We start from the raw sequence: 18426 nt of genomic DNA on the forward strand, positions 1-18426 counted from the left end.
AGTGCGTATTAAGCTTAATTATCATTAAACCCCGTACTTTACTTACATTATACTAATAAACACTAGCAAGTCAAGTTAATTTAATGTTAACAAAACACAAAAATTTGAGGATTTTCAATAGCTATTCTTTATATTTTTTTAACCTTTCTTGCTTCTCCTCTTCTACTTTTGCTTTTTCCACTTCTGCTTCTAAATTTTCTTGACTACATAAGCCGAGTAGTACAGGATCTTGGGGTTTTATATTTTGCATGTTATGATGAGATCCATCTCTTACCTGCTCAACTGTGTAATTTGTTGTACTAATTAATTTAGCTATAACGTTATTGTCCAAGATAGGAAATTTTTTTACTAAATAATAAATCGCATCAGGTTTATCTCTACGTCTTGCCGTAGAGGCAAAGCCAAGAATGCTACCAATCGCTTTACTCCTTTTTTTTATATTTTTTATAATCAAATTTGGTACACGATTTGGATTTTTTTTGCAATCATCGATTTCTTTTTCAGTAATTATTCCAGAAATAATAGGGTTATATTTTTCTACTTCTATTTCCTCATCAGCTATGTCTTGTACTTCTTCAAGGGCCAATCTGCAACATTGTGCTATTTGATTAAAAGTTAAACCAGTGTTGTCTACTAACCAAGCAGCTATTTGCACTAGAAACTGTTTATTTCTATCGTTATTGCCCTTAGAAGATTCCATTGACATCAAAAAAGCATCTCCCATTTAAAGTATCCCTTACTGTTATACAGAGCTAAAATATAAACTATTAAAACTAAAAAAGCATTAATTTTGTCATTCAATAACTTTTTGTTTGTCACTTCCCACCTCTTAAGTTAATTAAATGCGCTTACCTTTAAGCATATTTCAAACAAAATATTTCCCCTTCCTAAGGTATAGTATAACTCAGTTAAACATATGTTCCTATTTAAGATTAGAGAGTTAAATTTTAAGTTAATATATTGTAATATTATATATATTAGCTAATAAAGCAACAGGTTTACAAGCATTAAATTATCACTATTCTATAATTAATCATTAATTAACTGGGTTTAAAATGAATGTTAAAAATTTTTTCACTAAAGTAACCGTTGTCCTTTTAGCTTGCTTGTTAATCTTCATGGGAATTGGCAACCTTTTATCAGGTGATGATGAAAAAGAAGAGGTAGCTAGGGTTGGAAAAGAAGTTATAACGTCAGATGAGTATAAGTCGCTATATCAAAATTATGGAAAACAAATTTCTGGATCTGATGCGAGTAGAGAACAAGTAAAAAAGCTGAAATATGATTTGCTTAACGGACTTATAGAGCAAAAACTATTGTTTAACCTAACTAGTGAGCTGGGGTTGACAGTTGGAGAAGAATCTATAAAAAACCATATTAAAAACACCAAATACTTTCAAAATGATAAAGGTGAATTTGACAAAAATAAATTCTATGAAACGCTAAATGACCTGCATATGACAGAGAAAGAGTATATAGCAAAGCTAGAGAAAGTCCTGCCTGCAATGATGTTCATGACTTCATTATTTAAAGATAATTATCCAGTAACTTTTGGCGAGAAAATTGATGAGCAGATATACAAAAGTCGCTACCAAACTAGAGTAGTTGATATTGTTAAAATAACTGAAGATGCAGTTACAAACATTCCTGAACCAGATGATCAAGCCTTACTTGATTTGTACGAAAGAAATAAATCCCATTTTTATTATCCTGAGTATCGAACTGCGCAATATATTTCCCTAGGCCAAAAGTATTTTGAAGATCAAATCAAGATCTCAGATGAAGAAGTTGATGGTATAATAGAACAACAAGAACTTAAAAATCAAAGAGATATATTCAATGCAATATTTTCTACCAAAGAAGAAGCTGAGACAGCAAGAAGAGCATTTGAGGAGGGTAAAACAAGCTTTGAACAGATAGTAGAAGAGTTTGGCAAAGCAAAACTTGAGGAAACTAGAGTAAATAATATAACTAAGGATTTTTTACCAGAAGACGTGAGAGAGAAGGTATTTGCTCTTAAAGTAGGTGAAGTAAGTGAAGTTTTAGCAAGCAGTTTTGGTTGGCACATAGTAAAAGTGGAAAGTGCACATCAAATCTCTGATGAAGACTTAGTTGATTTAAAAAAAGACATAAAGTCAGTTCTAACTAACCAAAAGTCTTTTGAAAGAGTCAATGATTTCATAAACCAAGTGAACTATAAGATATACAATGGTTCAGAAATTGAAGAAATATTGAGTGAATATAATTTACCTATACAAACTATTGGTCCAGTAGATGCGAGTGGAAAAGATCAAAGCGGTAATAACGTAGGAGATTCTGGTGATTTGATTTCTTTCATTTTTTCGCGAGAAAAGGATCAGAAAGGTTATTTTAAGGGCGTTGGGGACGCCGTTGTTAGTGTAAAAATCGTCGATATCTTTCCACCCAAATTGCAAAGTTTTGAAGAAGGCAAGGCATTAGCGGTAGAGCTTTGGCGTAGTGAGTTTATAAAAGAAAGAATGTTTAAATTCGGGCAAGAGGTTGCAGTTCAACTAAGAGAAAAAACAGATTTGGAAGAAATTCAAGGTGTGGAATTAGTTAAAGGTCAGCAGATGCACCGCAATAAAGTGGATCAACAAAACTACCCCTTTTCTTTTGTAGAAGAGATTTTCAATATGAAAACAACTGGTTCAGTGACAGATCCTATTCAATACAATAATGAAATTATAATAGGTGTTCTAAAAGAAATGCATTCATCAAATGGCAAATTAAACACGCTTGACACCGGAAAACGTGTGATGATATCGCTAAAAGAGCAATTAATTAGCTATCTGGAATCAAAGTATAAAGTCGAAGTTAATCACGCTATACTTGATGATATATAATCAAAAATCTTATAAGCTGCTTCAAACGCATCCAGTGCCCAGACACACAACTGTACGAACATTGCGATTTGAGAGCAATCTTCACTAGAAAGGATGTTATCCCAGTGCCCAGACACTGGGATCCAGGAATTTTATTAAGTTGGTAAGCATAAAAGTAGCCGTTTTATGTTAAAATACAACGTTTTAATGATTAAAAAAAGGCTGGATTCCAGTGTCAAGCACTGGAATGACACCATTTGCTGTGCAATTTACCTTCAAAAATGAATGTTCGTATAGCTGTGCGCCCGGCACTGCCCTACATTATTGGTAATTATATTATAAGGTGCAAAAGCTGTATAATTCATTTGACTTAAAACGGCTCATTGTATAAAATTGTGGCTAATATATGAATAAAGGTTAACATGGCAGTTAAAATAAGGTTGGCGAGGTTTGGCGCAAAGAAACGCCCTTTTTATAGGATAGTTGTAGCTGATTCACGAGCACCAAGAGATGGGCGTTTTATTGAGAAAATAGGACAATATGATCCAATGTTACCAAAAGACAATAAAAATCGTGTTGTGGTGAAAGCTGATAGATTAAAACATTGGCTAAGTGTAGGCGCGCAGGCAACTGAAAGAGTACTGTGGTTTATCAAAAAAGGCATAGTAACTTTAGAAACAGAACCAAAGAAAACAGAAAAGAAGAAAGTAGAGAACGAGAAAGCACAAGGGCAAGAGGCATAAGTCTCTTAAAATGCTAAATACTGATTTAACAAACAGCGATAAATTAGACGATATTGTATCTTCTGATTTGTCAGCTATGAATGACTTTGTCTTCAAAAATGTCAATGATGAAGATGCTAAGCTTGCTACTGATATTATATCTCATCTTGTTAGGTCAGGTGGAAAAAAAATAAGGCCTAAACTAGTTTTTATTATATGTAAAATGCTAAACTATTCTGGGGAGAATAGGATCAACGTTGCTGCATCGGTAGAGTTTATACACAATGCTACTTTACTTCATGATGATGTGCTCGATGAAAGTGAGGCACGCCATGGAGTTAAAACAGCGAATAAGATTTGGGGAAATAAATCAAGCATTTTAGTTGGTGATCTATTGTTGACTCTAGCATTTAGATGGCTTATAGAGTGTGGAAATTTAAATATTCTCTCTATTTTATCTAAAGCATCGCATTTACTTGTGAAGGGTGAAATAAAGCAGATGACAGCACGCTTTGACCCCCACACAGTCAGGGAAAATTATTTTGATATCATTGGAGAAAAGACAGCATCTTTATTTTCTGCATGCTGTGAAGCTGCATCAACAGTATCTGGTGCAACAAATGACGAAACAGAGAGGCTAAAGAATTTTGGTTTTAATTTTGGTATGGCATTTCAAATAGTTGATGATATGCTCGATTATACTGCTAATCAAGGCACTTCTGGAAAGCAAGTCGGAAAAGACTTTTTCGAAGGTAAAGTCACCTTACCTGCTATTATAGCATACGAAAAGGGCAGTCCAGCAGAGCAAAAATTCTGGGAAAAATGCTTTTCTTCAGCTAGACACAATTTTGACCAAGCATTACACTATATTAATCACCATAATGCCATTCAGCTTTCTATGGAAAAAGCTAGACACTACATTAATATGGCACAAAATGATATTAGTACTTTTTCTGATTCTTTTTATAAAACTACTTTAATTAACTTTTTAAATGCGAGCATAGAAAGACGAATGTAGCTGGCGCTTGATATTTTCAGATTAATTGTTATATATTTATTAGATTCTTAAGGGTAATGATATGTCAGATAGCAGTAAGGAGAAAAAGAAGAAGTTTGCTGATATGGTAAGTAGGCAGAAAGGTGACGACCAACAAAGTGATAACCATAAGCAAACTGATGATTTAAATGAAGATCTCAATACATTAAAAGAACGTGCAGTTCAGCTTGAAGATCATTTACGCCGTGCTGTTGCAGATAATGAAAACGTCAAACGTATAATGCAAAAGCAAATTAGCGATGCAAGTGACTACGCAGTCACAAAACTTGCACGTGATATGATCGACTCGTGCGACAATTTAAAAAGAGTAATGGAAATTTTGAAAGACGGTGATCCTGTTCATGAGGGGATTAAAGTAGCTTATCAAAAAATTATAAATGATCTAAAAAAACATGGAATAAAGGAAGTAGACCCACTTGGTGAGCTTTTTGATAGTAATTTACACCAAGCTGTTGTGGAAAGAGAAGACAATGAAAAAGAGCCTGGCACCATTGTAGAGGTACTACAAACTGGTTATACTATCAAAAATAGGTTGCTCCGCCCTGCAATGGTTATTCTTTCTAAGAAATCTGCTGATTGTGGAAACGATTAGCATGAGGTAAATGTATAATGACAAGTATTGTCTTTTCAGGTATCCAGCCAAGTGGCGTACTACATTTAGGTAATTATCTTGGTGCAATCAAACAGTGGATAGACTTACAGGATAAATACAAATCTCTTTTTTGTATTGTCGACCTACATGCAATCACAGCAAATAAGCTTCCCGCAAGTGAATTAAAAAGTAATATTTTCAAAACAGCAGCAGCTTATATTGCATGTGGAATAGATCCAGAAAAGTCCATTATTTTTAATCAGTCCACAGTTAGTGGTCATGCAGAACTGGGCTGGCTGCTTGGGTGCTATACACCAATTGGTTGGCTTAATCGCATGACTCAATTTAAAGATAAAGCTGGCAGCGATAAACAAAAAGCCTCTCTTGGATTATATAGTTATCCAGTACTTATGGCTGCAGATATATTGTTGTATCAAACTAAATACGTTCCTGTTGGTGATGATCAAAAACAGCATTTGGAGCTTGCACGTGATATTGCATCAGCTTTTAACAATCATTATAAGCTGGATCATTTCATCGTACCTGAAATCTTAACTTTGGATTGCACATCAAGGATAATGAGCTTAAGAGATGGTACAAGCAAGATGAGTAAATCTGATCCTTCAGAACATTCGTGCATTAACCTTGATGATACGGATGACTTAATTGTCAAAAAAATAGAAAAAGCAAAAACAGATTCAATTCTAGGCTTTGCTACTTTAGAGTGCCGACCAGAAATAAGCAATTTGATAAACATTTATTCAGTGCTTAGTAATGTAAATGTGAAAAAAGTATGTGAAGAAGTGAACAAACATGACATGAAGCACTTCAAAAAAGAGTTAGCTGATTTAATTATCAGTATTATATCACCCATACGTGAGAAAATGAATGATCTTTTAAAAGACCAATTCCATTTACATGAAATATTAAAAAAAGGCACAAAGAAAGCAGCAGAAATTGCAACCCATAATATAAAAGAAATCAAGGATATTATTGGATTTGCTCAATATCTGTAAGGTTCCAAAGTGTGATGGTGCGAACCGTCATACCGCCGCGGTATCTCAGCCGCTAACACGTAGCGGGATGACGGTTTTTCAAATTGTCGGTAAATCTAAGTCAGTTTAGCTATAGGCAGCAATTTTCTGTATTTATTTTAAGTTGAAGAAAGCTCAAATGAAAAATCGTGTTTTGCTAAAAATCACAGAATGCAGTCTGGTTACAAAATTCTCTAATGGTCTTAAATAAAACTTCCAGTGAATGATTGTCAGACATATTGTGCTCTGCTGATTTTATTAAGTGTACTTCAACATCGGTTGACTTAATTTTTTCAGCTAAATTCAATGAAGTTTGATAAGGAACATCTTTATCATTAATGCTATGCAGCAAGCGCACAGGACAGTTTATATCTATTGTCTTTTTGTTTAAAAGAAGGTTCTTTCTGCCATCTGCGATCAAATTTTTAGTTATTTTGTATGTACAATGCTCTGAAGTAAAATCTATTACACCTTTAGAATCTAGTTCTTCTTTTTGCTTGCCTGACAATTGCTTGAATATCAAATCTTCAGTAAAATCGGGAGCAGACGATATACCAATTAGTGCTGCAATTTTTTCTGGAAATTGAAGGGCAGTGAGCAACATCAGCCATCCTCCCATACTTGAACCTATAATTATTTGTTTATCGCTAGTTAATTCACTCATTACTTTAGCACAATTTTTTTGCCAATCACTTATCGTGTAATCAATAAAATTACCACTTGAATGACCGTGACCAAAATAATCAAATAGCACAAGTGCTACGTCATTTTCTTGGCAAAATTTGTAAATAGCAGTTGCTTTAGTTCCATCCATATTGGATGCAAATCCACCGAAAAAAACTACAGAAGCTTTCTTTCCTTGTAGCTTTCGATATGCTATGTGACCATTATTTCCATCAAACAATTTACAATAATCCATACTACTTTGGCAAAGCAACCGGGCTATCACTCAATTGATGCAAATAACTAACTAGATCTGCAATTTCTTGTGGATTGGAAATACCTGCAAATGCCATACGTGTACCTTTTATATAGGCTTTTGGGTTCTTTAAAAAGGCAAATAGCTCCTCATACCCCCATTTTCCACCTCTTTCAAGCACTGCTTTTGAGTAATTGAATGAGTTACCAAGATGGGCCTTTTTATTTCCAACTATGTTCCATAAGTTTGGTCCTACTTTATTCATTCCACCTTTCTCAAAACTATGGCAGGCTATACATTTTTTTGCTGCTGATTTACCTTTCTCAAAGCTAGCATTCTGCATGAGCGCTCCAATATCAAGCGCCACTTGCTCGATTTTTTGCTGGAACTCATTGCTGCCAGCAGCTACTATCGTTTGGTGTTCAATCTTATATTCTTCTGGACTGTAAAGCATATCAACTACATTACTAACTATCATAATGATTAGCCCAGAAAGTAAAATCGATGCTGCAATCTTATTAAGCTCCATAGTTAATTTTTATTAAGTAATGTTACTTAAATTATGCGAATATTTTCGCAAATAGCAACCAATTACCTTGAAGCTCGCTAAAGATGAGAGTCTCTATAGCTAACCCAAGAAAGGTTTTCCTACGTCCATACCACCGCGAACCGTCATACCGCGATTCATTCGCGGTATCTCAGCCGCTAACAAGAGATCCCGCTAACAAGTAGCGGGATGACGAGGTTCACTGCCATTAAGTTAAGGAAAGAATGGTTAAAAACTGAACTAAAAAGTCAGAAATAATTAAGGATTTATGACAAATACTGAAACAGAATAGAGTAAACTTTAAAGCAGATAAACTCTGAAGTGTAAATTACTTAAGAAATAGTTTGTTTAGAAGTCATTTTACAGGAGCTATGGCAATAAGCTACCCAGTTATTATCAGAAGATATGAATACTACCTCTAGTCAAAATATGTGTTTTCTAACCCTTTTTTGGTAATTGAACGAACGAAGATAAGGTACCTTATGACGATCAACTTTCCTTCCCTTTCTTACCGCCAAAGTGTTCATCAAAAATAGCTTTGATAATTGATCCATAATGCAGTCAGTATCTGATTCCGTAGCAAAAATGTCGAAAGCCAAGTTTTTGATCGCGTTAAATGAGACAGATTTGTTAATGCTCCTCTTAAGCTTATCATCGGTTAAGTCCATATTCAACGCTTCTTCTACATCTTCTGTCATAACACTTTCTAGGTTGCTAATAAAGATAGCTGACCAAAAATCCTGTTTAACAGACTCAACACTTTTTCCTGTAAAATTTTCTAGACTTAGTCTTCCTTTGAGTTTTGCAAAAAATGTCTCAACTCCCCAGCGTAAAAAATATAACTCCTTAAATCCTCCAGTTTGAAACTTTTGTTCATCCATTAATGATGTAGCTAACACTTCAATTTCACCAGATGGCAGTACCACTTTGAAGCGTTATTCCACTATTTTCTTGTTTTATCTTACGCTGAGCACATATGGTAACCTCAACACTAGATGGGCTTTTTTCTTCAAACATAGCATTCACTTCATTAAAAGATGATCTGGGACATCGAATGACATAAGCAATTTTTCTTTTTGTAAGGCTAGAAAGAAATTTATAAGATAAATATACAAATCAGTAAGTCATTAGTATTTACAACTTTAAGCATTCCATCTGCTAAGTTAATTTCATGAGTGTTACCTCTATCTAACACTGACCTTATGGCAACATTATTTAGCACATCTTAACAAACCGCAAAGGTTGCACTTGCATAATCACCTAAATCTTTTGGTTTTTGGTTACGTATTTTTCTTGAGCCAAATTCATTTTTTATTTCAACGCTTGTTGGTAAAATGATTTTGGAGGCATCAAGAGCTAACACTCTAAAGCCAAAACAAGTTTTAAATTTTTGGTCTTGGTAGTACAAGGAAACCACACCTTCGTTAATTTCTGAAAATGCACTGTGTTTCATTTTTTTTCTTGCTTGACTAAAAGCACTAGCAGTAACGGTATAGTCTTTTTTCCTATATAAAATAAATTCGTTTAGTATTACTTGCAGCGACTTTACACTTTTTCTTAAAATTAAGATAAATATGTCAATAAAAGATAACTTCCTCTTTCTCATAAAATCTTTTGAAGATGATTTATGGGATTCTATAAATTCTAGACTTGCCAATTCATTTTGAATAAATTTTATTACTGCCTTTTTTACTCATACTACCTTTAAACTTATTGGTATACATCATTATCCCATAAAATCTATCTTTTTTCCTTAACTTAATGGCAGTGAGACGAGGTTATCGTCATGCCGCCACGAACCGTCATACCGCGATTCATTCGCGGTATCTCCCGCTAACAAGTAGCTGGATGACGATTGTCAGGGTGTAATCCCAGTGTCCCTATGATGTCATCCCAGTGCCCAGACACTGGGATCCAGGAAAGTTTGCTTGTAAGCAAGCAAACTAGCACAGAAAGTGGTTACAACATTTTCGATGAGATTATATGGAAAACTGGATCCCAGTGTCAAGCACTGGGATGACAAAAAAAGGAGCACTGGAATGGCACCATTTGTTATGTTTAACAAAGTTCGTACTTAGCTTCATGTTAGCCATAAATATTTAAGAAATTTACCAAATGGAAAAAAAGGCAAAAGAAGCCCCATGGTTAACTAGTTCTGACACTGGTTTCCATCCAAGACGGCAGTAGCCCCTTCGGTGTCATTCCAGTGCCAAGCACTGGAATGACAAAGGAGAGCAGTGTCAGCTACTTGGATGACACCTTTTTTCTACTTAGTGTGGGTTATACAAGAAGTCTATTGTATGGCTATTGCTGGTCGTATATTACTTATAGCTTATCTATTCAAATTGCAACTTTGTTTTTCATAATTAATTATTGACAGAAATTATTAATTGGGTTATTATTAAATTATCGTTAACAAGTGAGGCAAAGAAATGATGATATCCAATAATTCTTCATTGCTAAAAGATAGTCAGGAGCTTACTAAAACTAAGCAGACTATATGGAAACCTTTAATTGCTGTTTCATTATTATCTATATTTAGTTTCATATCTGGTCAATATCTTCCTTATGTTATTATAGCAGTTTCTGGTTCTGGTCCTATTGCAGCAGTTCCTTTAGCAATTTTTGCTGTTTCTACGGTTGTTGCACTTATTTCAGTGACATATCTTGTTAAACTGGCTATTTCTAGAGATGATAATAAGAAAGAAGTAGGTCTTAATGGACAGAAATTCGGCCATACTCCATCTCAAGAACCACAAAAATTTGTGTGTAAAAATTGTACTAATCTGGAGAATAAATCAAATGTACCTACTCCTCAATCACCTCCAGTAACGTTTGGAACACAACCAAATCCAAGTCCACCGCCGCCACCTCCTCCATTGCCACAAGATGCTGCACTACCACCTCCGCCTCCGCATTTTTTTACAGCTTCCAAGCGTACGGAGCAACCTAAGAATGATGCACCGAAGAAGGCTGGTGAACCTGAGAATAATAATCATTCTACTCTGTTTGAACAGATAAGAGGAGGTACTACGTTAAAAAGAGTGGGCAGCAACAAAATTTTACAAATGAATTGAAAGCAAAATTAGAAAGTAGTGGGGGCACTGACAAAAAAGAAACACCAGAAGAGTTTGCTGCAAGAATAGATAGGGAGCAAGCAGAGAGAAAGAAGTCGGATGATAATGATTCAGATTGGACAAAGAGACTTAAGGAGAGAGCAGCAGTCATGCAATTCTCAGATAGTGAAGAGGAGTCACCGGTACCGCCAAGTTCGTGTGTTGATTCACCACAAGTAAATAATGTTGACTCAGTGGATAATGAGGTGCAAGATTCACCTCCTCTTTCTGTTGAGGATCGCATAGCACAGTTTGGTGGAAAAGCGTTGCGATGCCAAAAGGAAAATGTTGTACAAGGACTATGATAACTATGAAATGGTCAGCCATGCACTTCCCTTCCTTTTCAAAATAAGTTTACCTACAGGTCTGATTGTATTAAGATTACTTAATACAATCAGATCTATTATATGCGCTTATCCAAATATTACCTGCCAACTCTAAAGGAAAAGCCTGCCCATGCTAAAATTATCTCCCATCAATATTCTTTGCGTGCAGGTTTAATAAAGCAGATAGCATCTGGCATCTATACGTGGTTACCACTTGGTCTCTTAGTGCTTAAGAATATTGAAGATATTATCAGAGATGAAATGAACAAATCCGGTGCTATTGAAGCATTAATGCCTTGTGTGCAACCAGCAAGTCTTTGGCGAGAATCAGGGCGTTACGATGATTACGGTAAGGAAATGCTACGCATAAAGGATAGGCATGAGGAAGATATGCTTTTTGGTCCAACGCATGAGGAGATAGCAACTGATTTAATTAGAGATGTGGTAAAAAGTTACAAAGATTTGCCACTTTGTTTATACCAAATTCAATGGAAATTCCGTGATGAGGTAAGACCACGTTATGGTGTTATGAGGGGCAGGGAATTTTTGATGAAGGATGCATACAGTTTTGATGTAGATTACGAAGGTGCACTGAATTCATATAATTTGATGTACAAAACTTACATAAAAATCTTCAAACGCATGGGATTTACTCCAATTGGAGTTGGAGCTGATACGGGGCCAATTGGAGGAAATTTGAGCCACGAGTTTCATATATTGGCAAACACTGGTGAGAGCACTTTATATTATGACAATAAATTTTCTGAACTACTAGAGAGTGAAGATATTGAAAGTTTAAAGAGTATATACGCAGTTGCAGATGATATGCATGATCCTGAGACTTGCCCTATATCACAAGAGCAGTTAAATGTTAGTAAAGGTATTGAAATAGGGCATATTTTTTATTTTGGCGACAAATATTCAAAGCCTATGAAGGCAAGTGTTACTTCTCAAGATGGAAAAAATGTCAATATACATATGGGTTCGTATGGCATTGGGGTTTCAAGACTTGTTGGTGCGATAATAGAAGCTTTTCATGATGATAAGGGAATTATCTGGCCGGAGGAGGTAGCTCCTTTCAGAATTGGTTTAATCAATTTACAAACGAAAGTAACGGAGGCTGCAGATAAAATATACAAAGCTTTGAAGAGCGATGAAGTGCTTTACGATGATACGGAAGGGAGTGTAGGAGTAAAATTTTCTAGAATGGATCTGATAGGCTTGCCGTGGCAAATAATTGTCGGAAAGAAAGCAGTAAGTGAAAATATAGTTGAAGTAAAAAATAGAGCAACTGGAGAGGTAAAGGAAATGCAGATTGAGGAAGCAATAAATCACTTTAGCGCAAAATGATACACAGTATCGGCACTGACATAGTATATATACCAAGAATATTGAGAATATTACAAAAATACGGGGAAAAATTTCTCAATAGAATCTACACTGAAAAGGAAATAGAGCTAAGTAGAAAGTATAATAGTCAAGAAATGCGAGCAAGGTATTTTGCTAAACGCTTTGCAGCAAAAGAAGCTTTTGTTAAAGCACGAGGTAGTGGTCAGGGTATTACAATGAAAGATATAGAAATATACAATGATGTAAGAGGCAAGCCATATCTTACCGTTAGCAAGGATTTTATCTCCAAAATTCATCTTTCTTTAAGTGACGATGGAGATTACGCTACTGCATTTGTTGTAATTTGCGTCTATAGCTCACACAGATAAAGTTTACTCTTTTGTCATCTTATGGCTTACTGTATGAACATTCATTTTTAAAGGTAAACTGCACAGCAAATGGTCAGTGCTTGACACTGTCCTCCTTTGTCATCCCAGTGCCCAGACACTGGTTTTCTGCAATCTCATCGAAAACGTTTTTCTATGCTAGTTTGCTTGCTCACAAGCAAACTTTCCTGGATCCAAGTAGTCAGGGCACTGGGATGACATCTTTGTTGTGTTTAACAAAAACAAATGTTCGTACAGTTGTGGAATGAATCGCAGTATAGCTATAGCATACACAAACGACTAGTTTGCCAAAAAAACATAGCGGTTTTTCTATGATTTTAGTATAATTCTAGCTTTACCTAAACAAAAAGATGAATTATTTAATGGACTGTGTTTTAACGTCTCTTTCCTTACCATTTTCAATTACTGAGAATTATTTATTAATTACTGCGTTAATTCCACTTTTAAGTGCGTTAGTTATTTTTTTTACTGGTAAATGGCCAGGAGTGAACAATAGTATTACTGTCACTTCTTCTGTACTTCTGTTTACGTATACGTGTCTGTGCACTTTATATTGGGTATATGGTGATCATTCTCAATTTATTCTCATGGATTTTGGTAATAATTTGCACATTAGTTTAAAGCTAGAGTCTACCGGAGTAATATTCAGTTTATTAATATCGTTTTTATGGGTGCTGACCAGTATATATGCAATATGTTATATGCAGAATAACTATGCTGATAGCAATCACTCAAGTTTTCTATGCTTTTTTTCAATATCGATTGGCTGTGCAATGTTTATTGCTTTTTCTGGAGACTTGCTCACTACATTTGTCTTTTATGAGCTTCTAACTATTAGTACATACCCTCTGGTTACTTACAACTCAACAAATGAATCAATGATTGCAGGACGCTATTACTTTGGCGTGCTATTTTTCTCTTCTTTGGTATTATTTTTTCCTGCAATAGGCCTTTTATATCATGAATTTCATACTTTAGACTTTGTAAGCGGTGGAATATTCAAATTTGATACTTCACTCATCACTTTCATTGCAGTGTGTTTTGCTATGCTGATTTACGGAATAGGAAAAGCTGCATTAATGCCAATGCATTTTTGGTTACCAAAAGCAATGGTTGCACCAACTCCTGTGAGTGCACTACTGCACGCTGTTGCTGTTGTGAAATCCGGAGTTTTCATCATCATAAAAGTTATATTATACACTTTCGGCGTCGATAATATGCAACGTTTTGTGCAGCAAAATTGGTTTGCTGGAGGGTGGCTTCCGTACGCTGCTGGATTTACTATTATTACTGCATCATTGATTGCACTAAAGCAAAAAGAATTAAAGAAATTGCTTGCTTACTCTACCATCTCTCAATTGTCGTATATTATATTATTCGCTTCAATTTTTAGTGATCTCAGCATGAGGGTTGCAATTTTTCAATTAGTTTGCCACGCATTTGCAAAAATCACTTTGTTTTTCGTTGCCGGAGCAATAATAACGAGAGCAGGTGAGAAATATATAGATAAGATTTACGGTATAGGACGCAGTATGCCAATTAGCATGACAGCATTTGCTATAGGTGCATTGTCTATGATAGGGGTGCCGCCTGCTCCGACTTTTTGGGGTAAATTTCTCATTTTTCAAGCTGTTTTCAACTCTGGCAATGTAATACTTTCTGTGTTTGTAACTCTAGTGTTAATTGTTAGTACTATACTCAACGCTCTGTACTTTTTACCGATAATTTACAACGCCTTTTTCTTAAAACCTTCTCAGAATTACTTTATTAAAAAAACACCAATTCTTCTAGTTTTACCTCCAGTTATTACTGCTATGTGCACTTTGGTTATTTTTTTTAGCTACCAAGTAATATTTTAAAATCTGTATTTATAACCATTAACAATAAATTTAAATGGTATTATACCAGCCAGAGTTGCTTTTATATTCGACAAAGTGAAGCTAATCTCCACAGTACCCTCCTTATTTTGCTCGGTTGTAAAAACTACAGTAGCATTTCCAGCAAATGTAACTAAGTCCTTGGTCGATCGATCAATAGATAATGTTATTACATTTATGTTGGCGATTTTTCTTTTAGATAAAGACAAATTACCAGCTTCATTATTCGTTTTTTCCTGAAAGCCTTGATAGATTTTATGTATAGAATTGTTTCTTATAAAATTTTCTTGGTACTTCGGTTCAACGATCTTAATGGACTCGTATATTTCAATGTATTTACTTATTAAGTACCTCGCTGTGGAAGTGTATTCATCTTCCTTTTTACTGAAACTAAGCTTATGCATTGCAGAGAACTCATCTTCTGTGTGGTTCATATACTTCACAAAATTTAAATCTTTTTTAATAGGAAATAACAGGTATATGTTTAATGTTAATAAACATAAGCATACTAGGAGAAGCGATACTATTAATGCCATCCAAGATCTTTCTGCTACACAAAACAGATACCTATGGCAGTACCATTCGACTGCTTTACTGAAATAACTTTTGTTTTTTACTGATTCAAGCAATTTATCTTCCATAACACAATACTACCAGACCTAATCGGATCATTATAATAACAATAAGCTTAGATACTCTAAAAAAAACTTTAAAATATGTCTAAATTTTCCCAAATAGGATGAATGATTATATCACCTTGTTCTGCAATGAGGTAGAATTTATCGATTTTGCTCACATCTATATTTATCATTTTTACACTGAAATTTTCAGGATCATAAGTATTACTTTCTACACTTTTGTGATAATTATAATAATGTAATTTATTTTGATCATCAAAATAACCAAATTCATCAGCAAAGGTTCCCACTTTTCTACCTTTACCACTTTTGACTAGCTCAAATAGATCAATTACATGGTTTTGGGATCCAGGCTCAATAGGCCCTTCTGCAGCAAAAAATTTAGGTGCATGACCAATGTATTCCTTAAATTTTAGATTATGAGTCTTTTTTACACTACCAAAATCCACAAATTTATATTCATCTGAAATACCAGAATATTGTGGATCATACTTTTTATATTCAAAAAACTCATTACCTAAAAAATTACAAAACGTTAATTTATAATTATCATGATCGGATTTTACGACTTTAAGGTAATGAAAATCTCCAGGAATCTTTACTTCCTCTTCCGTAATATGATTACGTACAACAAGCTCACCATTTAGCATATGATAGCCAATTTTTGGCAAAGTAGCTATATTGATTGTCTTGTTTAGCTTAAAATTTGCTTCATAAATGCCACTTAACAACTCCTTTCCTTTTTCTAGGGTTATGTCTTGATCTGAAGCTATATTCTTAATTAAGCTTAATTTTTTCTGCATGTTCAATATGGCTTTCGTCAAAACTTCTATTGATTGCCATACAGTTAATTTATTATCAGTCAAATTATATACTTCGAGTATTAAATTAACAGAATTTTATCATGAATTTATGTTAAAAGTATTATACTTTGTAAACTTATGTCATGATATTAACTACATTAGCTAAAACATGCTTTTTATCTAAGTGGAGTTGCTTTGCGGCAACGAAAAGTTCATCTATTTTTTTCCACTGACTTAGCAGAATTTCAACACCATTTACCTCTCTCTTTATGCTTTCTAAAATGAAGGCCTGAATTATATATGATGCTAGTTCTAGTTCGATTTCGCTATTAATTACTTTATTAATCATATTGGGATTCTTTAAATCATGAAGAAATTTATAAAAGCATTTGTATGCTTCATAAGCATCACTACTTATTGTATTTATTATCATTCCTGGCATTCCAGGAAGTAAAGTAATCATTTCGTCAAACGTTTGATTATCAAATTTACATTGAGATGAAGCAACTTGCTTTGTTTCATCATAAGTTAATGGGAGTAAATTTAGCTGAAAGCACCTACACCGGATAGTGGTTTGTATATCATATGGCTTATGGCTAATTATAAATATCTTAGAATTTTTTGGCGGCTCTTCTAATATTTTCAATATTGCGTTTTTAGCGTTATTAGTCATTGCCTCTAAGCTATCTATTATAGCTATTTTGTGTTCTGATTGAATGGGACTTAAGTGTAGAAAGTTTTTCATTTCTCTGACTTTTTCTATTCCGATAGTATCACCTTCAACAATGTGTAAGTCCAATGCTACTTCATTATAGTTTTTTATGAGTAACCAATTGGAGAAGGATTTTGCAAGTGTTGCTTTTCCTATACCTTTTTTACCACAGATCAGCCAAGACTGAACAGATAAGTTGTTCATTATTTTTTTTTTGGCTTGGTTGTGGCCTATTACTTTTTTCATTCTTTCTCCTATAGATTTTAGTTTGAAAATGCGTTGTTTACTGTTTGTAATGAAATTGCACCTTCCCTTAAAACCTTAATCTTATCTTCGGTTAAGTCAATAATAGTAGATTCTATACCAGAAACTAGTTCGTCATCTTCAATCACTACAGATAAATGTTGCTTAATGGATTGTGGTATATCGTTTGCCTTACATACACTTTCTTTTCCTGAAATATTTGTACTAGTTGCAACTATTGGAACTTTCAGTTTGTTTAGTATTGAAATTGCAATAGGATGCTCAGGAATTCTGATACCTATACTATCTTTAAAGAATTCGTTTGGCAACATGTTGTTGTTTTTAAGTGGTAAAATATAGGTAATTGGTCCAGGAGAAAAGTGGTTTATTAAATCAATATATCTTTCCTTTACCTTTGCTATTTTTGTCAAATTGTAAATATCACTAACAAATATAGACAGTGGTTTATTTTGAGAGCGTTTCTTTATCTGATATATTTTTCCTATAGATTCATTATCTAGTGCATTACAAGCAAGAGCATACACTGTTTCTGTTGGAAAACACACTAATAAATTGTTCTGTATTGCATTTATTATTTTAGATACCATATAGCTAAAAACTTATTCATAACAACTAGATCAGTTTTGTTGCACTGTATCTTATATAGTAACTGCTAGTTTTTGTAAACGTAATGCAACGCAGCTTACCATTTGTTATGCAGATTTGCTACAACCCAAACTCTTCATTGACTTTATCAATTATTGCCTGTGGTGGATCCTCTCCCCATCCTGAATACAAAATCTCTCCATAGTCTGCAACATCTATAGAGCCAGTTCTGCTTTTTGCTAGAAACATTTCTCTTTTCTCTTTATCAACTAATACATAATGCCACGCTGATTTTCCACGATCTTTACCACGGACTAAGTATATAAGATCTGACCTACTTCTTTTTGTTGCATCAGCAAAAGATCTTTCATTGACAGTTCTGCTTTTACTTTTTATGCCGCCACTTTCAGAAAAAGCTTCCTTGGATTCGGTTTTTTTGCCTGCTAATTCAGAAATTTTTCCTTTTTCCCCTAATGTCCGTTCTTTGGTGTTTTGAGACGAATACTTACTGGAAAAACCTTCCCCTGTACCGCCAGGAGTCCTGTTTGTGAAACGCTTAGTAAATGAATTATTGTCGTTGTTTTCTGCCATAAAAATCTCCAAACTTTAGATTGTAGAATCCAAACTTTTACTACACTTTATCATATGTTAATTA

The 18426-nt window shown here is 34.3% G+C and carries 21 protein-coding genes and 2 pseudogenes; 13 read left to right on the top strand and 10 right to left on the bottom strand.

What is annotated here, in order from left to right:
- Nucleotides 1-121: 121 nt before the first annotated feature.
- Nucleotides 122-724, bottom strand: coding sequence for a cell cycle transcriptional regulator TrcR (locus tag L0Z58_RS03935; RefSeq protein ID WP_010082495.1), 603 nt, complete (start codon nt 722-724; stop codon nt 122-124).
- Nucleotides 725-1055: 331 nt separating this feature from the next.
- Here L0Z58_RS03935 and L0Z58_RS03940 point away from each other — a divergent pair, with 331 nt between their 5' ends.
- The 5 genes from L0Z58_RS03940 (at nt 1056) to trpS (ending at nt 6230) form a co-directional block, all read left to right on the top strand.
- A complete protein-coding gene (locus L0Z58_RS03940; RefSeq protein ID WP_010962839.1) occupies nt 1056-2864 on the top strand; it encodes a peptidylprolyl isomerase in 1809 nt (602 codons plus the stop codon).
- 401 nt (nt 2865-3265) lie between these two features.
- A complete protein-coding gene (gene rpsP, locus L0Z58_RS03945; RefSeq protein ID WP_006279266.1) occupies nt 3266-3586 on the top strand; it encodes a 30S ribosomal protein S16 in 321 nt (106 codons plus the stop codon).
- Nucleotides 3587-3596: 10 nt separating this feature from the next.
- Complete coding sequence (locus tag L0Z58_RS03950; RefSeq protein WP_010962840.1) at nt 3597-4583, top strand: polyprenyl synthetase family protein; 987 nt, start codon at nt 3597-3599, stop codon at nt 4581-4583.
- A gap of 61 nt (nt 4584-4644) precedes the next feature.
- The gene (locus tag L0Z58_RS03955; protein WP_010962841.1) at nt 4645-5214 is read left to right on the top strand and encodes a nucleotide exchange factor GrpE; all 570 of its coding nucleotides are present in this window, start codon (nt 4645-4647) and stop codon (nt 5212-5214) included.
- 17 nt (nt 5215-5231) lie between these two features.
- The gene (gene trpS / locus L0Z58_RS03960) at nt 5232-6230 is read left to right on the top strand and encodes a tryptophan--tRNA ligase (RefSeq protein WP_010962842.1); all 999 of its coding nucleotides are present in this window, start codon (nt 5232-5234) and stop codon (nt 6228-6230) included.
- A 175-nt stretch (nt 6231-6405) separates the two neighbouring features.
- Here trpS and L0Z58_RS03965 read toward each other — a convergent pair whose 3' ends face one another.
- The 4 genes and pseudogenes from L0Z58_RS03965 to L0Z58_RS06915 all read right to left on the bottom strand — a co-directional run.
- Complete coding sequence (locus L0Z58_RS03965) at nt 6406-7167, bottom strand: alpha/beta hydrolase (RefSeq protein WP_010082470.1); 762 nt, start codon at nt 7165-7167, stop codon at nt 6406-6408.
- Nucleotide 7168: 1 nt separating this feature from the next.
- On the bottom strand, nt 7169-7696 hold the full coding sequence (locus tag L0Z58_RS03970; protein ID WP_010082469.1) for a c-type cytochrome: 528 nt from the start codon (nt 7694-7696) through the stop codon (nt 7169-7171).
- 440 nt (nt 7697-8136) lie between these two features.
- Nucleotides 8137-8643, bottom strand: a pseudogene (locus L0Z58_RS06910) (transposase); the annotation flags it as partial.
- Between the two features lie 51 nt (nt 8644-8694).
- Nucleotides 8695-9392, bottom strand: a pseudogene (locus L0Z58_RS06915) (transposase); the annotation flags it as partial.
- Between the two features lie 177 nt (nt 9393-9569).
- On the opposite strand from L0Z58_RS06915, the gene L0Z58_RS03980 reads away from it, so the two are divergent.
- The 8 genes from L0Z58_RS03980 to L0Z58_RS04015 all read left to right on the top strand — a co-directional run bounded on the left by L0Z58_RS03980 (nt 9570) and on the right by L0Z58_RS04015 (nt 14751).
- Entirely contained in the window at nt 9570-9734 is a 165-nt protein-coding gene (locus L0Z58_RS03980) for a hypothetical protein (protein WP_162829040.1), read from the top strand.
- A gap of 186 nt (nt 9735-9920) precedes the next feature.
- On the top strand, nt 9921-10091 hold the full coding sequence (locus tag L0Z58_RS03985) for a hypothetical protein (RefSeq protein ID WP_010962847.1): 171 nt from the start codon (nt 9921-9923) through the stop codon (nt 10089-10091).
- A gap of 55 nt (nt 10092-10146) precedes the next feature.
- Nucleotides 10147-10791, top strand: a complete 645-nt coding sequence (locus tag L0Z58_RS03990) for a hypothetical protein (protein ID WP_010962848.1) — start codon at nt 10147-10149, stop codon at nt 10789-10791.
- Nucleotides 10788-11135, top strand: coding sequence for a hypothetical protein (locus L0Z58_RS03995; RefSeq protein ID WP_010962849.1), 348 nt, complete (start codon nt 10788-10790; stop codon nt 11133-11135). The genes L0Z58_RS03990 and L0Z58_RS03995 overlap by 4 nt, the downstream gene beginning before the upstream one ends.
- Nucleotides 11136-11237: 102 nt before the next feature.
- Nucleotides 11238-12506: a proline--tRNA ligase gene (proS, locus tag L0Z58_RS04000; RefSeq protein WP_010962850.1), complete on the top strand. Its 1269-nt coding sequence runs from the start codon at nt 11238-11240 to the stop codon at nt 12504-12506.
- A complete protein-coding gene (locus L0Z58_RS04005) occupies nt 12503-12874 on the top strand; it encodes a holo-[acyl-carrier-protein] synthase (protein WP_010962851.1) in 372 nt (123 codons plus the stop codon). The genes proS and L0Z58_RS04005 overlap by 4 nt, the downstream gene beginning before the upstream one ends.
- An 11-nt stretch (nt 12875-12885) precedes the next feature.
- Nucleotides 12886-13140: a hypothetical protein gene (locus L0Z58_RS04010; RefSeq protein ID WP_010962852.1), complete on the top strand. Its 255-nt coding sequence runs from the start codon at nt 12886-12888 to the stop codon at nt 13138-13140.
- A 114-nt stretch (nt 13141-13254) separates the two neighbouring features.
- The gene (locus tag L0Z58_RS04015; RefSeq protein ID WP_010962853.1) at nt 13255-14751 is read left to right on the top strand and encodes a proton-conducting transporter transmembrane domain-containing protein; all 1497 of its coding nucleotides are present in this window, start codon (nt 13255-13257) and stop codon (nt 14749-14751) included.
- Here the strand turns inward: L0Z58_RS04015 and L0Z58_RS04020 are convergent.
- The 5 genes from L0Z58_RS04020 to L0Z58_RS04040 form a co-directional block, all read right to left on the bottom strand.
- Entirely contained in the window at nt 14748-15410 is a 663-nt protein-coding gene (locus L0Z58_RS04020) for a conjugal transfer protein TraJ (protein ID WP_010962854.1), read from the bottom strand. The genes L0Z58_RS04015 and L0Z58_RS04020 overlap by 4 nt on opposite strands.
- A gap of 68 nt (nt 15411-15478) precedes the next feature.
- A complete protein-coding gene (locus tag L0Z58_RS04025) occupies nt 15479-16273 on the bottom strand; it encodes a hypothetical protein (protein WP_022626354.1) in 795 nt (264 codons plus the stop codon).
- Nucleotides 16274-16346: 73 nt separating this feature from the next.
- Nucleotides 16347-17168 (bottom strand): AAA family ATPase, encoded by an 822-nt coding sequence (locus L0Z58_RS04030; RefSeq protein ID WP_010962856.1) that lies wholly within the window; start codon nt 17166-17168, stop codon nt 16347-16349.
- A 17-nt stretch (nt 17169-17185) separates the two neighbouring features.
- Nucleotides 17186-17773, bottom strand: a complete 588-nt coding sequence (locus tag L0Z58_RS04035) for an L-threonylcarbamoyladenylate synthase (protein ID WP_010962857.1) — start codon at nt 17771-17773, stop codon at nt 17186-17188.
- A 118-nt stretch (nt 17774-17891) separates the two neighbouring features.
- Nucleotides 17892-18362, bottom strand: a complete 471-nt coding sequence (locus tag L0Z58_RS04040; protein WP_010962858.1) for a hypothetical protein — start codon at nt 18360-18362, stop codon at nt 17892-17894.
- Between the last annotated feature and the right edge of the window lie 64 nt (nt 18363-18426).

Source organism: Wolbachia endosymbiont of Aedes aegypti, assembly GCF_021496215.1.
Lineage (GTDB): Bacteria > Pseudomonadota > Alphaproteobacteria > Rickettsiales > Anaplasmataceae > Wolbachia > Wolbachia pipientis.